Genomic DNA, 16,842 nt, shown 5'->3' with positions numbered 1-16,842 from the left:
ACACCTGGTGGCGCGGCAGCACCTCGGCGCGGGCGTCCAGGGCCCGCGCCTGCCGCAGGAACCGGTCCAGGCCGGGCGCGGCCTTGGGGTCGGCGGCGTGGCGGAAGTACTGGCCGCCGAGCCGTACGGAGGAGTCCAGGAGCGCCACCCGCAGTCCGGCCAGCGCCGCCGTGAGCGCGCCGGCCACCCCCGCGGGCCCGCCGCCGATCACCACCAGGTCGTACGTCATGACGTCGTCACCTCGTCACCGGGCGCGGCCTCCACCAGACAGGCCCGCTCAGGGGCCCGCCCGTTGACCGAGATCAGGCAGTCGAAGCAGACCCCGATCCCGCAGAACAGCCCGCGGGGCCGCCCGCCGAAGCGGGTGCTGCGCCACGACCGCACCCCGGCCGCGTGCAGCGCCGCCCCGATCGTCTGCCCGGGCACGACGGGTACCGGACGCCCGTCGATCGTGATGTGGAACGTCAAGAGGACTCCTCCGCGAAGCGATCCGGCCGGAAGGGCCGCAGGTCCAGGTCGGTCGGGGAGCCGGTGAGCACCTGCGCGAGCAGGTGGCCGGTCGCCGGGGCGAGCCCGATGCCCGCCCCCTCGTGCCCGCAGGCGTGATAGAGCCCGGGAACACGCGGGTCGGCGCCGATGACGGGCAGGTGGTCGGGGCAGTACGGCCGGAACCCGCAGTACGACCTGATGGCCCGCACCTCGCGCAGCGCGGGGAACAGCGCCACGGCCTGCTCGGCCAGGCGGGCGAGCACCGGTACCGACGTCGTCCGGTCGAACCCGACCCTTTCCCTGCTGGCCCCGATGAGCACGGTGCCCGCGGGCGTGCCCTCCACGACCGCCGACGTCTCCAGGGCCTCCGAGTCGCTGGCCACGTTCGTGACGTAGGCGGCGGTGTAGACCTTGTGCCTGATCAGCGGCTCCGGCAGCGGCTCGGTGACGAGGATGAACCCGCGCCTGGGCAGGATCGGCAGATCGACCCCCGCCAGCGCGGCCACCTCGCCGCCCCAGGTGCCCGCCGCGTTGATCACCGCGTCGCCGAGCACGTCACCCTGGGAGGTGCGAACACCCGCGATGCGGTCCCCCTTCCGCACGAACCCGGTCACCGCCGCCCCGAGGCGCAGCCGCAGCGTTCCGTGGCCGAAGCTCTCCGCGCCGTGCCTGAGCAGGCGCGCGGCGGCCAGCATGGGCTGCACCTGGGCGTCCTCGGGGTAGTACACCCCGCCGGCCAGGCCCTCGGCCAGGTGCGGCTCGTAGTCGCGCAGGGATTCGCCGGGCACCAGGGTGTGCTCCACGTCCTGCTTGGCGGCCAGCTCGGCGAGCTGCCGCCGAACCTCGGGGTTCTCGGCGACCACCAGGCCGCCCTTGGGCTCGAACTCGAAGCCGCCGAGGTCCGCGAGCGAGCGCCAGAGCCGGTTGGACAGCAGAGCGAGCTCCAGCTCGGGGCCCGGCTCCTTGTCGGACACCAGCACGTTGCCCTCGCCGGAGCCGGTCGTGCCGCCCGCCACGGGGCCACGATCGACCACGGTCACGTCGAGACCGGCGCGCGCGGCGTAGTAGGCGCATGCGGCACCCACGACTCCGGCGCCGACCACGATGACGTCGGACATCCATCACCTCCCAGGTCTGTAATATGTCACATACCCCGCTCTCTTGAGAAGGCCCTTTCCACCGGACGGACGACACTCCGCCCGCGCCGCGCCCCCTGCCCCCGCCGCTACCCACCGACGGCATATCACCACCTCACCGCACCCGGCCAAGCTCCCTTCGCCGAGGGATGGTCCACGCGCCCCGCCGCCCGCCCACCACCCGTGCGGATGCGCTTCGAGTGAGGCCCGTGGGAGGAGCGTGGGCGGTCGAGCCGAGGGGGCGTGTGTGGTCAGGGGTGGGGTGACCGGTGGGGGGACCGGGTGGGTGGGCCCGTACCATCGATGGCGTGAAGCTACCCACGGACCACCCCAACCGCCACGTGCGCCGCCTGTTCTCCTTCTGGGCGCCCACGACGCAGTCGATGCGGGCCTGGGCGATGGCGTCCGTGGTGGTCAACGCGGGGATCGCGGTGACGGGCGCGGGCGTGCGCGTCACCGGTTCCGGGCTGGGCTGCCCGACCTGGCCCAAGTGCACGCCGGACAGCTTCATCCCGGTCGCGCACCCCGAGGTGTCGATGCTCAACATGCTCGTCGAGTTCGGCAACCGGCTGCTGACGTTCCTGGTGCTGGCGGTGGGCGTGGCGTGCGTGCTGTCGGCGTTCCGGCTGGCGCCGCGCAGGCGCTCGCTGATGACGCTGGCGCTGCTGCAGCCGGCGGGGGTCCTGGCCCAGGCGCTGTGGGGCGGCCTGGTGGTCAGCACGATGCTCAACCCGTTCACGGTGGGCATGCACTTCCTCATCTCCATCGGCCTGATCGCCGCCTGCTGGATGCTGTACGCCCGGGCGGGCGAGGGCGACGGCCCGGCGCTACGGGTGACCCACCGCGACATCCGCAGGCTCGGCTACGCGCTGCTCGCGGCCGTGTTCGCGCTGCTGGCGGTCGGGGTCGGGGTGAGCGGCACGGGCCCGCACTCGGGCGACGAGATGGCCTCCCGCTTCGACCTCGACATCGAGGCGGTGGCCCGGCTGCACGCCGACGTCGCGTACATCGTGGTGGGGCTGACGTTCGCGGTGCTGTTCGCCCTGCACGTGAGCAAGGCGCCGCGGCCCGCCCGGCGGGCGGCGCTGGCGCTGCTGGTCGTGGAGCTGGGCCAGGGTGTGATCGGCTACACGCAGTACTTCCTGGCCGTGCCCGCCGCGCTGGTGCTGCTGCACGTGCTCGGCTCCACGCTGGTCTGGATCGCCGCGCTCAGGGTGGTCACCTCGCTGCGCACCCGCTCCCCGCAGACCGCCCCCGCCGACCACTCCCCCACCGAAGCCGCCGGAGCACCCGCCGCCGTCTGAGTGGATATGCCAGGGTATGAGGGGATCGGTCCGCCACTCCCCCACCCCCTGGAGGGTGAGATTTGTTACTGAAAGTCCGCCCCACTCGGAAGGCCCTGCGGCGCGCGTACCAGGGTCTGGTGCTGGTCAGCGTGCTCTCCCTGGCGCCCATGACGTGGGCCTGGCTCGGCAGCTCGACGCACCGGGTGACGGCCGTGGGCGACGCCTGGCTCGGGCGGGTGCCGGTGGCGCAGGCCGCGCTGGTGCTGGGCGCGGGCCTGTACGGCACGCAGCCCACCCCCATGCTGGCCCACCGGCTCGACATCGCCGCCGAGCTCTACCGGACCGGCAAGGTACGGGCCCTGCTGCTGTCCGGCGACAACAGCCGCAAGGAGTACGACGAGCCGACGGCCATGCGCGACTACCTGCTCCGCAGGGGCGTGCCGGAACGGGTGATGGTGCTGGACTACGCGGGGTTCGACACGTGGGACTCGTGCGTGCGGGCGCGCAAGGTGTTCGGGGCGCGGCAGGTGACGGTCGTGACGCAGGAGTTCCACCTGCCCAGGGCCGTGACGCTGTGCCGGACGGCCGGGCTGGAGGCGTTCGGGGTGGGTGACGACTCGACCAGGGAGTTCGCCGCGCCCACGTACGCCTACGCCACCCGCGAGCTGCTCGCCACCGCCAAGGCGTTCGCCGACGCGATGGTGCTCCACTCCGACCCGGTCTATCCGGGCCCGCGCGAGGTCTCCCTGACGAACATCCTGGCTCAGCCCGGCGCGCCGGGGGCGTAGCCGGGCGGCGGGGTGCCCCGCGCGGCCGACCTGGCGTGCGCCGTCGGCACCGGGAAGTCCGCCCGGGCCGTGCTCATGCACTCCAGCAGCGCCCGCTGCTCCTCGTGGAATCCCTGCTCGTCGACCATGTGGCGGGCCGCCCGCTCGTGCAGCAGGCCCAGCTCGGTGGCGGCCAGCTGGTAGTCGCGCATGGCGCGCAGCCCGCGCTTGCCGCCGTGGGCCTTGGCCCACTGCCTGGCCTGGCGCCGCCTGGGGAACGTCGACAGCATGTAGATGTCGGCCTGGGTGACCAGCTTGGTCGGCTCGTACGGCGGCAGGTAACGCTGGATGAGGGCCACGATGCGCCGCCGGTCCTTGAACACCACGCCGATGAGCACGATCAGCACGGCCAGCAGCGCCAGGTAGGCCACCACGAGCCCGGGGAAGCCGCCGTAGGAGGCCAGGCCGTTCCACAGGCCGTGCAGGATCATCGCGCCCGACCAGCCCGCCAGGATGTAGAAGACCCGCTCGGGGCCTTCGCGCCGGGCGGCGTAGGCGACGGCGACGCCGATCATGGAGCTGAACAGCGGGTGGGCCAGCGGCGACAGGATGCCGCGCAGCACCACGGTGACCGCCAGCCCCTTGACGCCGGAGTTGGACAGCGCGGCGAGGTAGTAGCTGACGTTCTCGCTCATGGCGAAGCCGAGCCCGACCATGCTGGCGTAGATGATGCCGTCGGTGGGGCCGTCGAGCTCGGCCCTGCGGAACCTGAGCAGCCCGAGCAGCACCAGCCCCTTCATCGTCTCCTCCACCACGGGCGCGCCGAAGGTGGCCGCGACGTTGCGGGCGCCGGCCTCCGACAGCTTGGCGGTGTCGATGATGTAGTGCAGGTTGAGGTAGTTGATCAGGCCGGCGACCAGCACCGCGACGCCCGCGCCCCACGCGAAGGCGAAGATCAGGTTGCTGCGCGGCTCCGGCTCCATCCGGTCGAGCGCCAGCACGGCCGCCAGCAGCAGCGGCACCGGCGCGAGCGCCAGCGCGAGCGCGATGAAGAACTGCACCGGAGCGCCGTTGAGCACGTCGAAGGAGAACGAGACCAGAGCGCAGACTCCGGTGAGGACGAGCCCGATGATCAACGCGAACGACGGGCGGTCCTTCAACACCCAGCGTGGATCACGGGTCGCCATACGGTGACTTTAACGGATCAGAGGGCCGGGGTCCGTGCCGGTCAAGACAGCGTCACCGTCCGGACACGCGGCCGCACGCCGTCAGGGCAGCAGCGGGTCGATGGCCACGGCCAGGAACAGCAGCGCCAGGTAGGCGTTGGACCAGTGGAAGAAGCGCATGGGGCGCAGGTCGACGCCGGTCTTGCCGGCGTTGAGCCGGGCCAGCAGGCGGTGGACCTCCCACAGGCACATGGCGCCGAGGACGGCGGCCACGATCGGGTAGAACAGCGTGGTGCCGGCCACCGGCCACAGCGCCAGCGAGCACAGCACGGTCGCCCACGTGTAGGCGATCGACTCCAGGATCACGCGCCGCTCGGTGGCCACGACGGGCAGCATGGGCACCTTGGCCGCCGCGTAGTCCTCCTTGTAGCGCATGGCCAGCGTCCAGGTGTGCGGCGGCGTCCAGAAGAACACCACCCCGAACAGCACCAGCGGCGCCCAGTCGAGCCGCTCGGTGATGCCGGCCCAGCCGATCATCACCGGCATGCACCCCGCGATGCCGCCCCACACGATGTTCTGGGCCGTGCGGCGCTTCAGGATCATCGAGTAGACCAGCACGTAGAACAGGATCGCCCCGGTGGACAGCATCGCGGCCAGCCAGTTGGTGGTCACCCAGAGGCCGACCAGGGACAGCACGCCGAGCACGATCCCGAAGACCAGCGCGCCCCGCGGCGACACCTGGTGCCTGGCCAGCGGCCTGCGGCGGGTGCGGCGCATCTTCTGGTCGATGTCGCGATCCACATAGCAGTTGAGCGCGTTGGCACTGCCCGCCGATAGGGTGCCGAACACCATGACCGAGATCGACGTCCACAGCGGCGGCAGGCCACCCGCCGCCAGGAACATCACCGGCAGCGTCGTGATCAGCAGCAGCTCGATGATCCGCGGCTTGGTGAGCGCGATGTAGGCCTTGACGATCATGCCGATCGAGCGCGGCCCCTCCACCTGCGGAGATCGGGCCGTCGCCTGCCTGTTGGTCAGCACCGTCAAGGCGCTTCCAGCCTGTGCGGAGTCAACGCGTAACCTCTGATTAGAGCGGATCCATGGGTGGGCGCCGTGACGCCCCTGCGAACAAACAAACTGTAGTCGCAGGGGCGGCCGGTCCGGCCAATGGGGGGCTTGCGCCGCACATGGACACGTGCGGGTGGGATGGGAATCGTTCGCCAGCTCCACTCGGTTAGGGTCCCGTGTGGGCGGGATAGCCAATCAATGACTACTAGATTCCGGAGATCGAGCACTTGAGCACCGAACTCGTGCCAGCCCTCGAATGGACCGACCTGGACAAGCAGGCGGTCGACGTCGTTCGAGCCCTGGCGATGGACGCAGTGGAGAAGGCGGGCTCGGGTCACCCCGGCACCGCCATGAGCCTGGCTCCCGCCGCATACCTGCTGTTCCAGCGTGTGATGCGTCACGACCCGACCGATCCCAAGTGGGCCGGACGCGACCGTTTCGTGCTGTCGTGCGGTCACTCGAGCCTGACGCTCTACATCCAGCTCTACCTGTCCGGCTACGGCCTCACGCTCGACGACCTGCGCCGGCTGCGCCAGTGGGACAGCCTGACGCCCGGTCACCCCGAGTACGGCCACACGGCGGGCGTCGAGACCACCACGGGCCCGCTCGGCCAGGGCCTGGGCAACGCGGTCGGCATGGCGATGGCGGCCCGCCGCGAGCGTGGCCTGTTCGACCCCGACACCGAGGCCGGCGGCTCGCCGTTCGACCACCACATCTGGTGCGTGGTCAGCGACGGCGACATCGAGGAGGGCATCAGCCACGAGGCCAGCTCCCTCGCCGGCCACCAGAAGCTCGGCAACCTCATCGTCGTGTGGGACGACAACCAGATCTCCATCGAGGACGACACGCTGATCGCCAAGTCCGAGGACGTGGTCAAGCGTTACGAGGCCTACGGCTGGCACACCCAGAGCGTCGACTGGACCGAGACCGGCGAGTACGCCGAGGACGTCCAGGCGCTCTACGACGCGCTGCAGGCGGCCAAGGCGGAGACCGACCGGCCGTCGTTCATCCGGCTGCGCACGATCATCGGCTGGCCGGCCCCCAACAAGAAGAACACCGGCAAGATCCACGGCTCGGCCCTGGGTGAGGCGGAGGTCGCCGCCACCAAGGAAGTCCTCGGCATGGACCCGGCCAAGACGTTCGACGTCCCGGCCGCGGTGCTGGAGCACGCCCGCGGCGTCGCCCAGCGCGGCCGCGCCGAGCACGCCGAGTGGGAGAAGGGCTACGCCGAGTGGCGGCTGGCCAACCCCGAGCGCGCCGAGGAGTTCGACCGCATCTCCCAGCGCGAGCTGCCCAACGGCTGGGCCAGGGCGCTGCCGTCGTTCGAGACGGGCGCGTCGATCTCGACCCGCAAGGCCTCCGGCGACGTGCTCAGCGCGCTGGCGCCGGTGCTGCCGGAGCTGTGGGGCGGCTCGGCCGACCTGGCGGAGTCGAACAACACCACGATGAAGGGTGAGCCGTCCTTCATCCCCGAGGAGTTCCAGACCAAGGAGTTCCCCGGCAACCGCTACGGCCGCACGCTGCACTTCGGCATCCGCGAGCACGCCATGGGCGCCATCCTCAACGGCATCGCCCTGCACGGCGGCACCCGCCCGTACGGCGGCACCTTCCTGGTCTTCTCCGACTACATGCGCCCCTCGGTGCGCCTGGCCGCGCTGATGAAGCTGCCGGTCACGTACGTGTGGACGCACGACTCCATCGGCCTCGGCGAGGACGGCCCCACCCACCAGCCGATCGAGCACCTGTGGTCGCTGCGCGCGATCCCCGGCCTCGACGTGGTGCGCCCGGCCGACGCCAACGAGACGGCGTACGCCTGGAAGACCGTGCTCAAGCACACCGACCGGCCCGCCGCCCTGGCTCTGACCAGGCAGAACCTGCCGGTTGTCGAGGGCACCAGCGCCGAGGGCGTGGCCCACGGCGGTTACATCCTGCGCGAGGCCTCCGACGGCCAGCCCAAGGTCATCCTCATCGCCACCGGCAGCGAGGTGGAGATCGCACTGGCGGGCCGCGAACTGCTGGAGGGCAAGGGCATCCCGACGCGGGTCGTGTCGATGCCGTGTGTCGAATGGTTCAAGGGGCAGGACATCGCATATAGGCAGACGGTTCTGCCTTCGTCGATCCGGGCTCGCGTCGCGGTCGAGGCCGGCATCGCGCTCGGCTGGCACGAGTTCGTCGGCGAATGCGGCGAAGTGGTCGGTCTCGAACACTTCGGTGCCTCCGCCCCGTACAAGACTTTGTACGAGCTGTTCGGGCTGACGGCGGAGCGCGTGGCGGCGGCGGCACATGCGAGCCTGGCCAAGCTTGGTCAGGAAAAGGGCGAGACGACGGGAAACTGAAGAAGAGATGAGCGAGATCCTCAAGAACCTGTCCGGCCAGGGCGTTGCCATCTGGCTCGACGACATCAGCCGTGAGCGACTGCGCACGGGCAACCTGGAGCAGCTGATCCGCGAGAAGAGCGTCGTCGGGGTGACCTCCAACCCGACGATCTTCGCCAACGCGCTCAGCAAGGGCGACGCCTACGCCTCCCAGCTCCACGACCTCGCCGTGCGCGGCGTGGACGTGGGCGAGGCCGTGCGCGCCATCACCACCTACGACATCCGCTGGGCCGCCGACGTGCTGCGCCCCGTCTTCGACGCCACGGGCGGCGTGGACGGCCGCGTGTCGCTGGAGGTGGACCCGCGCCTGGCCCGCGAGACCGAGAAGACGGTCGCCGAGGCCCGGGCGCTGTGGTGGATGGTCGACAGGCCCAACCTGTTCATCAAGATCCCGGCCACGGTCGAGGGTCTGCCCGCGATCACGCAGGCGCTCTCGGAGGGCATCAGCGTCAACGTCACGCTGATCTTCTCCCTCGAGCGCTACCGCGCGGTCATGGACGCCTGGCTCGCCGGCCTCGAGGCGGCGCAGGCCAAGGGCCTCAACCTCGCCACGATCGAGTCGGTGGCCTCGTTCTTCGTCAGCCGCGTCGACACCGAGATCGACAAGCGGCTCGACAAGCTGGGCAAGCCGGAGCTGAAGGGCAAGGCGGGCATCGCCAACGCGCGCCTGGCCTACGCGGCGTACGAGGACGTGATGAACTCCGAGCGCTGGCAGCGCCTGCGCTCGGCGGGCGCCCGTCCGCAGCGGCCGCTGTGGGCCTCGACCGGCGTCAAGAACCCCGACTACTCCGACACCATGTACGTCGACCAGCTCGTCGCGCCCGGCACCGTCAACACGATGCCGGAGAAGACGCTCGACGCCACGGCCGACCACGCCAACGTCACCGGCGACACGGTCCGCCCCTTCTACGAGCAGGCCTGGAACACCATGGCCGCGCTCAAGGAGGCCGGCATCGACTACGACGACGTGGTGAAGGTGCTGGAGGACGAGGGCGTCGAGAAGTTCGAGGCGTCCTGGAACGAGCTGCTCGAGAGCGTCACCAAGAACCTGGTTCCGTGATGGAGGTGCTCTACCGCGAGGAGGGGGTGGCCTCGGCCGCTTCCTCCGTCGCGGGGCGCCTCGTCGCCGACGGCGTGCCCGCGCGGCTCGCCGCCGGCGACCCCACGCTGTGGGGTGAGGACGCCGAGCGGGAGGCGGCGGTCAGGCTAGGCTGGCTGACCCTGCCCCGCTACTCTCGCGAGCTGCTGCCCGTGCTGGGCGGGCTCGTCGAGCGGGCCCGCGCCGCGGGCCTGACCAACGTGGTGCTGGCCGGGATGGGCGGCTCGTCGCTGGCGGCGGAGGTCATCTGCGCGACCGCCGACGTGCCGCTCACCGTGCTGGACACGACCGACCCGGGGCAGGTGCGGCGCGCGCTGAGCGAGCAGCTCGACGCCACGGTGGTGGTCGTGGCCGGCAAGAGCGGCTCGACCGTGGAGACCGACTCCCTGCTGCGGATCTACGAGCGGCTGTTCACCGACGCGGGCCTGGCCCCCTCCGGCCGCGTCGTGGTCGTCACCGACCCGGGCTCGCCGCTGGAGAAGCGGGCCGTGGAGGCCGGTTACGAGCTGGTGCTCGCCCAGCCGGACGTCGGCGGCCGTTTCTCGGCGCTGTCGGCGTTCGGGCTGGTGCCCAGCGCGCTGGCGGGCGCCGACGTGGCGCGGCTGCTCGACGAGGCCGGGGAGGTGCTGCCGCTGCTGTCGCGCGACACCGGCAACCCCGGGCTCGACCTGGGCGCCGCGCTCGGCGGCGCGGCGCTGGCCGGGCGCGACAAGCTGCTGCTGGAGGACCAGCTCTCGGCCATCACCGGGCTGCCCGACTGGATCGAGCAGCTCGTGGCCGAGTCCACCGGCAAGCAGGGCAGGGGGCTGCTGCCCGTCGTGGGCGCCGACCCCAACGAGAGCGGCGACGAGCTGGTCGTCGCCATCGAGACCGACGTCGGGGACGTGCGCGTGGACGGGCCGCTGGGCGCGCAGTTCCTGGTCTGGGAGTACGCCACCGCCCTCGCGGGGCTGCTCCTGGAGATCAACCCGTTCGACCAGCCGAACGTGGCCGAGTCGAAGGCGAACACCGCGGCGCTGCTGGCCCTGCCCGACCTGCCGACCGGCGCGCCGTCGTTCGTGGACGGGCCCGTCGAGGTGTACGGCGCGGCCACGGCCCGGGACCTGCCCGGGTTGTTCGCCGAGTTGCTGAACGCGATACCGGCGGACGGCTATCTGTCGATCATGGCCTTTCTGGACCGGATGGCGGCCTTCGACGCCCCGGTGCCCGACGGGGCCGACTTCGAGCAGATGACCGACGCCTGGATGATGGCCGACCCGGCGACGCTGCGCGCGCTGCTCGCGCTGCGCACGAACCGGCCGGTGACGTTCGGGTGGGGCCCGCGCCTGCTGCACTCGACGGGGCAGTACCACAAGGGCGGGCCGCAGAACGGGGTGTTCCTGCAGATCACCGGGGCGGTTGCCGAGGACGTGACGGTCCCCGGCCGGCCGTACACGCTGGGGCGGCTCCAGCTGGCCCAGGCGCTCGGCGACCTGGGGGCGCTCGAGACCCGCGGACGGCCCGCCGTACGACTGCATTTGACCGATCGCGCGGCGGGCGTCGCGCGTTTGCTCGCAGCAGCACAGGAGGCTTGACATGACTGACCCGGCAGCACCCGTGGAGGAGGCCGTCGCGGCCGCCGTCGCGGGCACCGCCACCACCGAGGAGGTGGCCGCCGCCAACCCGCTGCGCGATCCGCGCGACAAGCGGCTGCCGCGGGTTGCGGGACCGTGCGTGATGGTGTTGTTCGGCGTGACGGGTGACCTGGCCAAACGCAAGCTGTTGCCGGCGATTTACGACCTGGGCAACCGGGGGCTGCTGCCGCCCGGCTTCTCGCTGGTCGGCTTCGCCCGGCGCGATTGGAAAGACCAGGATTTCGCCCAGTTGACGCACGACGCCGTCAAGGCGCACGCCAGGACGCCCTTCCGCGAGGAGGTCTGGAAGCAGATCCGCGAGGGCATCCACTTCGTGCCCGGCGAGTTCTCCGACGATGGGGCGTTCGACGCGCTGGCCATGGCGCTGGCGGAGATCGACGAGACTCGGGGCACGGGCGGAAACTACGCGTTCTACCTGTCGGTGCCGCCGAAGTTCTTCCCCGTGGTGGTGGAGCAGCTCAAGCGGACCGGGCTGGCCGACGCGCCCGACGGGTCGTGGCGCCGCGTGGTCATCGAGAAGCCGTTCGGGCACGACCTCAAGTCGGCCCACGAGCTGAACGAGATCACCAACTCGGCCTTCCCGGAGAGCTCGATCTTCCGGATCGACCACTACCTGGGCAAGGAGACCGTCCAGAACATCATGGCGCTGCGGTTCGCCAACAATCTCTACGAGCCCATCTGGAACCGCGGCTTCGTCGACCACGTGCAGATCACCATGGCCGAGGACATCGGCATCGGCGGGCGCGCGGGCTACTACGACGGCATCGGCGCGGCCCGCGACGTGATCCAGAACCACCTGCTCCAGCTCCTCGCGCTGGTCGCCATGGAGGACCCGACCTCGTTCGATGCCTCGGCGCTGCGGCGGGAGAAGGAGAAGGTGCTCAAGGCCGTGCGGCTGCCGGCCAACCTGGCGCTGAACACGGCGCGGGGCCAGTACTCCGCCGGCTGGCAGGGCGGCGAGAAGGTCGTCGGCTACCTGCAGGAGGAGGGCATCTCGCCCGAGTCCACGACCGAGACGTACGCGGCCGTCAAGCTGGAGATCGCCAACCGCCGCTGGGCGGGCGTGCCGTTCTACCTGCGCACCGGCAAGCGGCTGGGCCGCCGGGTGACGGAGGTGGCCGTGGTGTTCCAGCGGGCGCCGCACCTGCCGTTCAGCAAGGACGACACCGAGATCCTGGGCCAGAACGCGCTGGTGGTGCGAGTCCAGCCGGACGAGGGCATCACCGTGCGGTTCGGCTCGAAGGTGCCGGGGACCGCCATGGAGGTCCGGGACGTCTCCATGGACTTCGCCTACGGCGAGTCGTTCCTGGAGTCGTCACCGGAGGCGTACGAGCGGCTGCTGCTCGACGTGATGATCGGCGACCCGCCGCTCTTCCCGCACCAGCGGGAGGTCGAGCTGTCGTGGACGATCCTCGACCCGATCGAGGAGTTCTGGGCCACGCAGGGCCAGCCCGAGCCCTACGAGGCCGGTTCGTGGGGGCCGCCGTCGGCGGACGCGATGATGGCCCGCGACGGCCGCGTGTGGAGGAGGCTCTAGTGATCGAGCGTAGCGAGAGAACCATCGGACACAGCACTACAGTCGCGAGTCCGACGAAGGAGGACTCGTGACTACCTTCATGCTGTCGGACACGACGGCTGGGAAGATCTCGGCGCAGTTCACGCACCTGCGCCACCAGATGGGCGCGCCCGCCATCGGCATGGTGCTGACGCTCGTGGTGGTCTGCGAGGAGCGCCACCAGTACGACGCGCTGCGCGCGGCCACCGACGCGGCCCGCGAGCACCCGTCGCGCATCATCGTCGTGATCAACCGTGAGGCCGACGAGCCGATCAGGCTGGACGCGGAGCTGCGCATCGGCGAGTCCACGCCGGGCGAGGTCGTGGTCCTGCGCCTGTACGGCGAGCTGACCCAGCACGCCGACTCCGTGGTCAGCCCGCTCCTGCTGCCCGACACGCCCGTCGTGGTGTGGTGGCCGGGCGCGGCGCCCGACGTCCCGGCCAAGGACGCGGTCGGCGCCCTCGCGCAGCGCCGGATCACCGACGCCAGGGGTTTCGACGACGGCGGGGTCAAGTCGCTGGTGACCAGGGCCAAGGGATACTCCCGCGGCGACACCGACCTGTCCTGGGCCCGGCTGACGCCGTGGCGCAGCCTGCTGGCGGCCGCGTTCGACCAGCCGGTGGGCAAGGTCCGCAAGGGCGTGGTGGAGGCCTCTCCCGGCAACCCGAGCGCGCCGCTGCTGGCCGCCTGGCTGTCGGACCGGCTCGGCGCCCCGATCAAGGTCGTCGACTCCTCCGGCCCCGGGCTGACGGCCGTCCGCCTGCAGCTCAACGACGGCGACCTGGCCGTGGTGCGGCACGATGCCCGCCTGGCCACGCTGTCGCGGCCGGGCCAGCCCGACCGGAACGTGGCCCTGGCCCGGCGCCAGACCGCCGAGCTGATGGCGGAAGAGCTGCGCAGGCTCGACCCCGACGAGATCTACGAGGCCGCGGTCAAGCGGTTCGCCCGCACGTACAAGGGATGACGTGGGACCGCAGTGGCTGAGAAAGTAGTACCTGTGAGCGTTCCCAGCGTGGTCGTCCACCGCGACGCCGATGTCCTGGCCAATGCCGTGGCGGCACGGATCATCACCCGCCTGGTCGACGTGCAGTCGGCCAAGGGGTCGGCCTCGATCGTGCTCACGGGCGGCACGGTCGGCATCGCCACGTTGGCGGCGATCGCCGCGACCCCCGCCCGCGACGCCGTCGACTGGCGCCGGCTGGACATCTGGTGGGGCGACGAGCGCTTCGTGCCCTCCGGCGACAAGGAACGCAACGAGACCGGCGCCCGGGAGGCCCTGCTCGACCACGTGGACGTCAACCCGGAGCGGGTCCACGTCATGCTCGGCCCCGACTCGGGCCTGACGGCCGAGGAGTCGGCCGAGTCCTACGCGGCCGAGCTGCGCAGGGCGGCCCGGCCGGAGGACCACGGTCCCGTGCCCGGCTTCGACGTGATGCTGCTCGGCATGGGGCCCGACGCGCACGTGGCGTCGCTGTTCCCGGGCATGCCCGCGCTGTACGACACGCGCCCGGTGGTGGCCGTCCACGGCGCGCCGAAACCGCCGCCGACCCGCATCTCGCTGACGCTGCCCGCCATCCAGTCCTCGCGCGAGGTCTGGGTGGTGGCGGCCGGTGAGGAGAAGTCGGGCGCCGTCCGGCTGGCGCTGTCGGAGTCGGGGCATGTCCAGGTGCCCGCTTCGGGTGCCAGAGGGCGGGCGCGCACGCTGTTCCTGCTGGACAGGGCGGCGGCGAGCAAGATCCCGCCGGAGCTCGGGCGCATCTCGTCCCCCTGAGGCCGTGATTCCGGACCCTGATTCCGGACAGGGCGGGGGCCGCGCGGTTCCCGCCCTGTGTCGTCCCTACCCGGCCAGCTGGTCGATCTCCTCGATCAGCGCCTGCTTGCGCTCCTCGGCCAGGTACGACGCCCGCACGCCGTTCCTGGCCAGCTGGGCCAGCTCGGACTTGCCGAAGCCGAAGGCGCGGGCCGCGGCCCGGTACTCGTCGGCCAGCGTCGTGGCGAACATGGGCGGGTCGTCGCTGTTCAGCGTCACGTACAGGCCCTCCTCCAGCATCCGCGGCAGCGGGTGCCCGGCGAGGTCGGCGACCTGGCCGGTGCAGACGTTCGAGGTGGGGCAGACGTCCAGCGGGAGCTGGGTGTCGCGCAGGTGGGCGACCAGGCGCGGATCGGCGAGGCAGTTGATGCCGTGGCCGATGCGTTCGGCGCCGTAGCCCTCGATGACCTCCCAGATCGTCTCGGGGCCGGACATCTCGCCGCCATGCGGGACGCTGTGGAGGCCGGCGGCGCGGGCCGCCGAGAACGCCGATCGGTACGCGTCCCGATATTTCGGGCGCTCCTGCTCGATGCCGCCGATCCCGAAACCTACCAGCGCGGCGGGAGGTTCCTGGAGCGCGTGCTCCACGGTCACCTTGGCGGCCTCCTCGCCGTACTCGCCGGGGATGTCGAAGATGTACGCCATCTCCACCCCGTGATCGGCCAGCGAACGGGCGGCGGCCAGGTCAAGGGCCTCCGTCACCTCGCGCATGGGCATGCCGACGATGTGGTGGGCATACGGCGTCACCTGGAGCTCCACGTAACGGGCGCCCTGCGGGGCCAGGTCGCGGGCCAGGCCGAGGACGAGGGTCGCCACGTCCTCCGGCTCCCTGACGAGCGCGTTGACGGCCCGGTACACCTGGGCGAAGTGCGGGAAGTCGCGGAAGGTGTAGAAGCGGCGCAGCTCTTCCTCGCTGGTGGGGACCGTGCTGCCGGGGTGGCGGCGGGCGAGTTCGAGCACGGTGGGGACCGAGGCCGAACCGATCAGGTGCACGTGGAGCTCGACCTTGGGGAGCGCGTCGATGAAGGCGTCGATGGTCATGGCGACGACCATACGAGCGATATTTCCCGAAAAAATAGCCTTCATGGGGAAATCTCACAGAAGATTGTCAGGATCGGCGGCTGGGATAGGGTTGAAGGCGTGACCAACGCCGAAGCGTACGATCGCGGCTTCGCCCAGCTGAGCTCCCACACCGTCGGCCCCCTCCTCGACCGGGCGTGCGCGCCCCGGCTGCTCGACATCGGCTGCGGCACCGGCGTGGTCACCTCCGCGGCGCTCGCGTTAGGCGCCGAGGTCACGGCCGTGGACGCCGATCCCGGCATGCTCGAGCTGACCGCGCGCCGCCACCCGTACGCGACGATCCGCCAGGCCGCACTCCCCGAGCTCCCCTTCGACGACGGGGAATTTGACGCTATAGCCGGAAATTTCGTCATCAATCATGTGCCCGACACGGCCAGGGCCCTCAAGGAGCTCCACCGCGTGCTGCGTCCCGGCGGCACCATCGCGCTGACCTGGTGGAAGTCCGACGAGATGACCGCCACCAACGTCTTCGCCGACGCCATCGCCGCCGCCGGGGTCCCCTACGAGCCGCCGGCCCGGCCGTTCACCGGCAACGACACGCCGCGGCGCTTCACCGAGCTGCTGGAGGCGGCGGGGTTCGAGGCGGCGGCGGTCGATCCGGTGCGCTGGCACCACCGGGTCGATCTGGCCACCTGGTGGGACGACCTCGTGCAGGCGGGCGGCCCGCGCTTCGCGATGATCGCCAGGCAGCCGCCGGAGACCTTCGAGCGGATCAGGGCCTGCTACACCCGGCTGGCGGCCCCGTACGAGCGGGAGGGCTTCCCCGTGTGCGCCTACCTGGCGCACGCCGCCCGGTCAGGCCTTTGACCAGGCGGTCACCAGCGGCATCAGCACCCCGTCGACCGACTCGGCCACGAACTCCGGCCCGAACGGAGGCCCCGCGAAGATCATCCGATGCCAGACCAGCGCCTCGGCGAGCGTGAAGAGCCGCCCGGCATCGACGGGCCCGGACAGCTCTCCGCGCTCGGCGGCCCGCTCCAGCAGGGCTTGCACGTCGTCGAGGTCCTTGGTGGGCATGTGCGCGCGCAGGGTGCGCGCCAGCTCCTGGTTGGACACCAGCGTCGAGGACAGGCCGATGACGAGCGTGTGCTTGCGCTCCACCGTCTGGCACAGCCCGCGGAAGATGGAGACCAGGTCGCCGCGGAGCGACCCGGTGTCCTCGCCCGCGGGCGCGTCCATGTCGAAGCGCCGGCAGATGACGTCGACCACCAGCTCGGGCTTGCCCGACCAGCGCCGGTAGATGGTGGCCTTGCTGGCCCTGGCCCGTTTGGCGATCTGGTCGACCGACATCCGGTCGTAGCCGACCTCCGACAACAGCTCCATCGTGGCGTCGAGAATGGCCCTGTCGCGATCAGGGTCTAGTGGAGCCACGCACAC

General features: G+C 71.3%; 16 protein-coding genes. 9 read left to right on the top strand and 7 right to left on the bottom strand.

The window, feature by feature from the left end:
- The 3 genes from ACWEPL_RS55265 to ACWEPL_RS55255 all read right to left on the bottom strand — a co-directional run.
- Nucleotides 1-229, bottom strand: a 229-nt coding sequence (locus ACWEPL_RS55265; RefSeq protein ID WP_452441314.1) for an FAD-dependent oxidoreductase, incomplete at its 3' end; no start/stop codon positions are given.
- Complete coding sequence (locus tag ACWEPL_RS55260; RefSeq protein WP_185076981.1) at nucleotides 226-468, bottom strand: (2Fe-2S)-binding protein; 243 nt, start codon at nucleotides 466-468, stop codon at nucleotides 226-228. The genes ACWEPL_RS55265 and ACWEPL_RS55260, both read right to left, overlap by 4 nt.
- Nucleotides 465-1,607, bottom strand: a complete 1,143-nt coding sequence (locus tag ACWEPL_RS55255) for an NAD(P)/FAD-dependent oxidoreductase (protein WP_452441313.1) — start codon at nucleotides 1,605-1,607, stop codon at nucleotides 465-467. Before ACWEPL_RS55255 ends, ACWEPL_RS55260 begins: the two co-directional genes overlap by 4 nt.
- 326 nt (nucleotides 1,608-1,933) lie before the next feature.
- Here ACWEPL_RS55255 and ACWEPL_RS55250 point away from each other — a divergent pair, with 326 nt between their 5' ends.
- Nucleotides 1,934-2,929, top strand: coding sequence for a COX15/CtaA family protein (locus ACWEPL_RS55250; protein WP_452441312.1), 996 nt, complete (start codon nucleotides 1,934-1,936; stop codon nucleotides 2,927-2,929).
- A gap of 62 nt (nucleotides 2,930-2,991) precedes the next feature.
- Entirely contained in the window at nucleotides 2,992-3,699 is a 708-nt protein-coding gene (locus ACWEPL_RS55245) for a SanA/YdcF family protein (protein WP_363970040.1), read from the top strand.
- Here the strand turns inward: ACWEPL_RS55245 and ACWEPL_RS55240 are convergent.
- Nucleotides 3,675-4,865: a PrsW family intramembrane metalloprotease gene (locus ACWEPL_RS55240; RefSeq protein ID WP_350739999.1), complete on the bottom strand. Its 1,191-nt coding sequence runs from the start codon at nucleotides 4,863-4,865 to the stop codon at nucleotides 3,675-3,677. The genes ACWEPL_RS55245 and ACWEPL_RS55240 overlap by 25 nt on opposite strands.
- An 81-nt stretch (nucleotides 4,866-4,946) precedes the next feature.
- Nucleotides 4,947-5,891, bottom strand: coding sequence for a heme o synthase (locus tag ACWEPL_RS55235; RefSeq protein ID WP_452441311.1), 945 nt, complete (start codon nucleotides 5,889-5,891; stop codon nucleotides 4,947-4,949).
- A 248-nt stretch (nucleotides 5,892-6,139) separates the two neighbouring features.
- On the opposite strand from ACWEPL_RS55235, the gene tkt reads away from it, so the two are divergent.
- The 6 genes from tkt to pgl all read left to right on the top strand — a co-directional run bounded on the left by tkt (nucleotide 6,140) and on the right by pgl (nucleotide 14,346).
- Nucleotides 6,140-8,248: a transketolase gene (tkt, locus tag ACWEPL_RS55230; protein WP_363970044.1), complete on the top strand. Its 2,109-nt coding sequence runs from the start codon at nucleotides 6,140-6,142 to the stop codon at nucleotides 8,246-8,248.
- A 7-nt stretch (nucleotides 8,249-8,255) separates the two neighbouring features.
- A complete protein-coding gene (gene tal, locus ACWEPL_RS55225; RefSeq protein WP_363970046.1) occupies nucleotides 8,256-9,347 on the top strand; it encodes a transaldolase in 1,092 nt (363 codons plus the stop codon).
- Nucleotides 9,347-10,960, top strand: a complete 1,614-nt coding sequence (locus ACWEPL_RS55220) for a glucose-6-phosphate isomerase (RefSeq protein WP_363970131.1) — start codon at nucleotides 9,347-9,349, stop codon at nucleotides 10,958-10,960. The genes tal and ACWEPL_RS55220 overlap by 1 nt, the downstream gene beginning before the upstream one ends.
- Before the next feature lies 1 nt (nucleotide 10,961).
- The gene (zwf, locus tag ACWEPL_RS55215) at nucleotides 10,962-12,557 is read left to right on the top strand and encodes a glucose-6-phosphate dehydrogenase (RefSeq protein WP_363970048.1); all 1,596 of its coding nucleotides are present in this window, start codon (nucleotides 10,962-10,964) and stop codon (nucleotides 12,555-12,557) included.
- 67 nt (nucleotides 12,558-12,624) lie between these two features.
- On the top strand, nucleotides 12,625-13,539 hold the full coding sequence (locus ACWEPL_RS55210) for a glucose-6-phosphate dehydrogenase assembly protein OpcA (RefSeq protein WP_355200619.1): 915 nt from the start codon (nucleotides 12,625-12,627) through the stop codon (nucleotides 13,537-13,539).
- 33 nt (nucleotides 13,540-13,572) lie between these two features.
- Entirely contained in the window at nucleotides 13,573-14,346 is a 774-nt protein-coding gene (gene pgl, locus ACWEPL_RS55205; protein WP_355200617.1) for a 6-phosphogluconolactonase, read from the top strand.
- Nucleotides 14,347-14,412: 66 nt separating this feature from the next.
- Here the strand turns inward: pgl and add are convergent, their stop codons facing one another.
- A complete protein-coding gene (add, locus tag ACWEPL_RS55200; RefSeq protein WP_452441310.1) occupies nucleotides 14,413-15,426 on the bottom strand; it encodes an adenosine deaminase in 1,014 nt (337 codons plus the stop codon).
- On the opposite strand from add, the gene ACWEPL_RS55195 reads away from it, so the two are divergent.
- Nucleotides 15,379-16,272 carry a class I SAM-dependent methyltransferase gene (locus ACWEPL_RS55195; RefSeq protein WP_452441309.1) on the top strand — a complete coding sequence of 298 codons (894 nt, stop codon included), beginning with the start codon at nucleotides 15,379-15,381 and terminating at the stop codon, nucleotides 16,270-16,272. The two genes, add and ACWEPL_RS55195, sit on opposite strands and share 48 nt — an antisense overlap.
- Here the strand turns inward: ACWEPL_RS55195 and ACWEPL_RS55190 are convergent.
- The gene (locus ACWEPL_RS55190) at nucleotides 16,261-16,836 is read right to left on the bottom strand and encodes a TetR/AcrR family transcriptional regulator (RefSeq protein WP_350739974.1); all 576 of its coding nucleotides are present in this window, start codon (nucleotides 16,834-16,836) and stop codon (nucleotides 16,261-16,263) included. The genes ACWEPL_RS55195 and ACWEPL_RS55190 overlap by 12 nt on opposite strands.
- Nucleotides 16,837-16,842: the final 6 nt, after the last annotated feature.

The organism is Nonomuraea sp. NPDC004186 (assembly GCF_053603495.1).
This window is presented reverse-complemented; position numbering and strand designations above follow the sequence as displayed.

What these genes read in the sequence shown, in the direction of transcription:
- ACWEPL_RS55255 (WP_452441313.1), bottom strand. Translation starts at nt 1,607, where the DNA reads ATGTCCGACGTCATCGTGGTCGGCGCCGGAGTCGTGGGTGCCGCATGC.
- ACWEPL_RS55240 (WP_350739999.1), bottom strand. Translation starts at nt 4,865, where the DNA reads ATGGCGACCCGTGATCCACGCTGGGTGTTGAAGGACCGCCCGTCGTTC.
- tal (WP_363970046.1), top strand. Translation starts at nt 8,256, where the DNA reads ATGAGCGAGATCCTCAAGAACCTGTCCGGCCAGGGCGTTGCCATCTGG.
- ACWEPL_RS55220 (WP_363970131.1), top strand. Translation starts at nt 9,347, where the DNA reads ATGGAGGTGCTCTACCGCGAGGAGGGGGTGGCCTCGGCCGCTTCCTCC.
- zwf (WP_363970048.1), top strand. Translation starts at nt 10,962, where the DNA reads ATGACTGACCCGGCAGCACCCGTGGAGGAGGCCGTCGCGGCCGCCGTC.
- add (WP_452441310.1), bottom strand. Translation starts at nt 15,426, where the DNA reads ATGACCATCGACGCCTTCATCGACGCGCTCCCCAAGGTCGAGCTCCAC.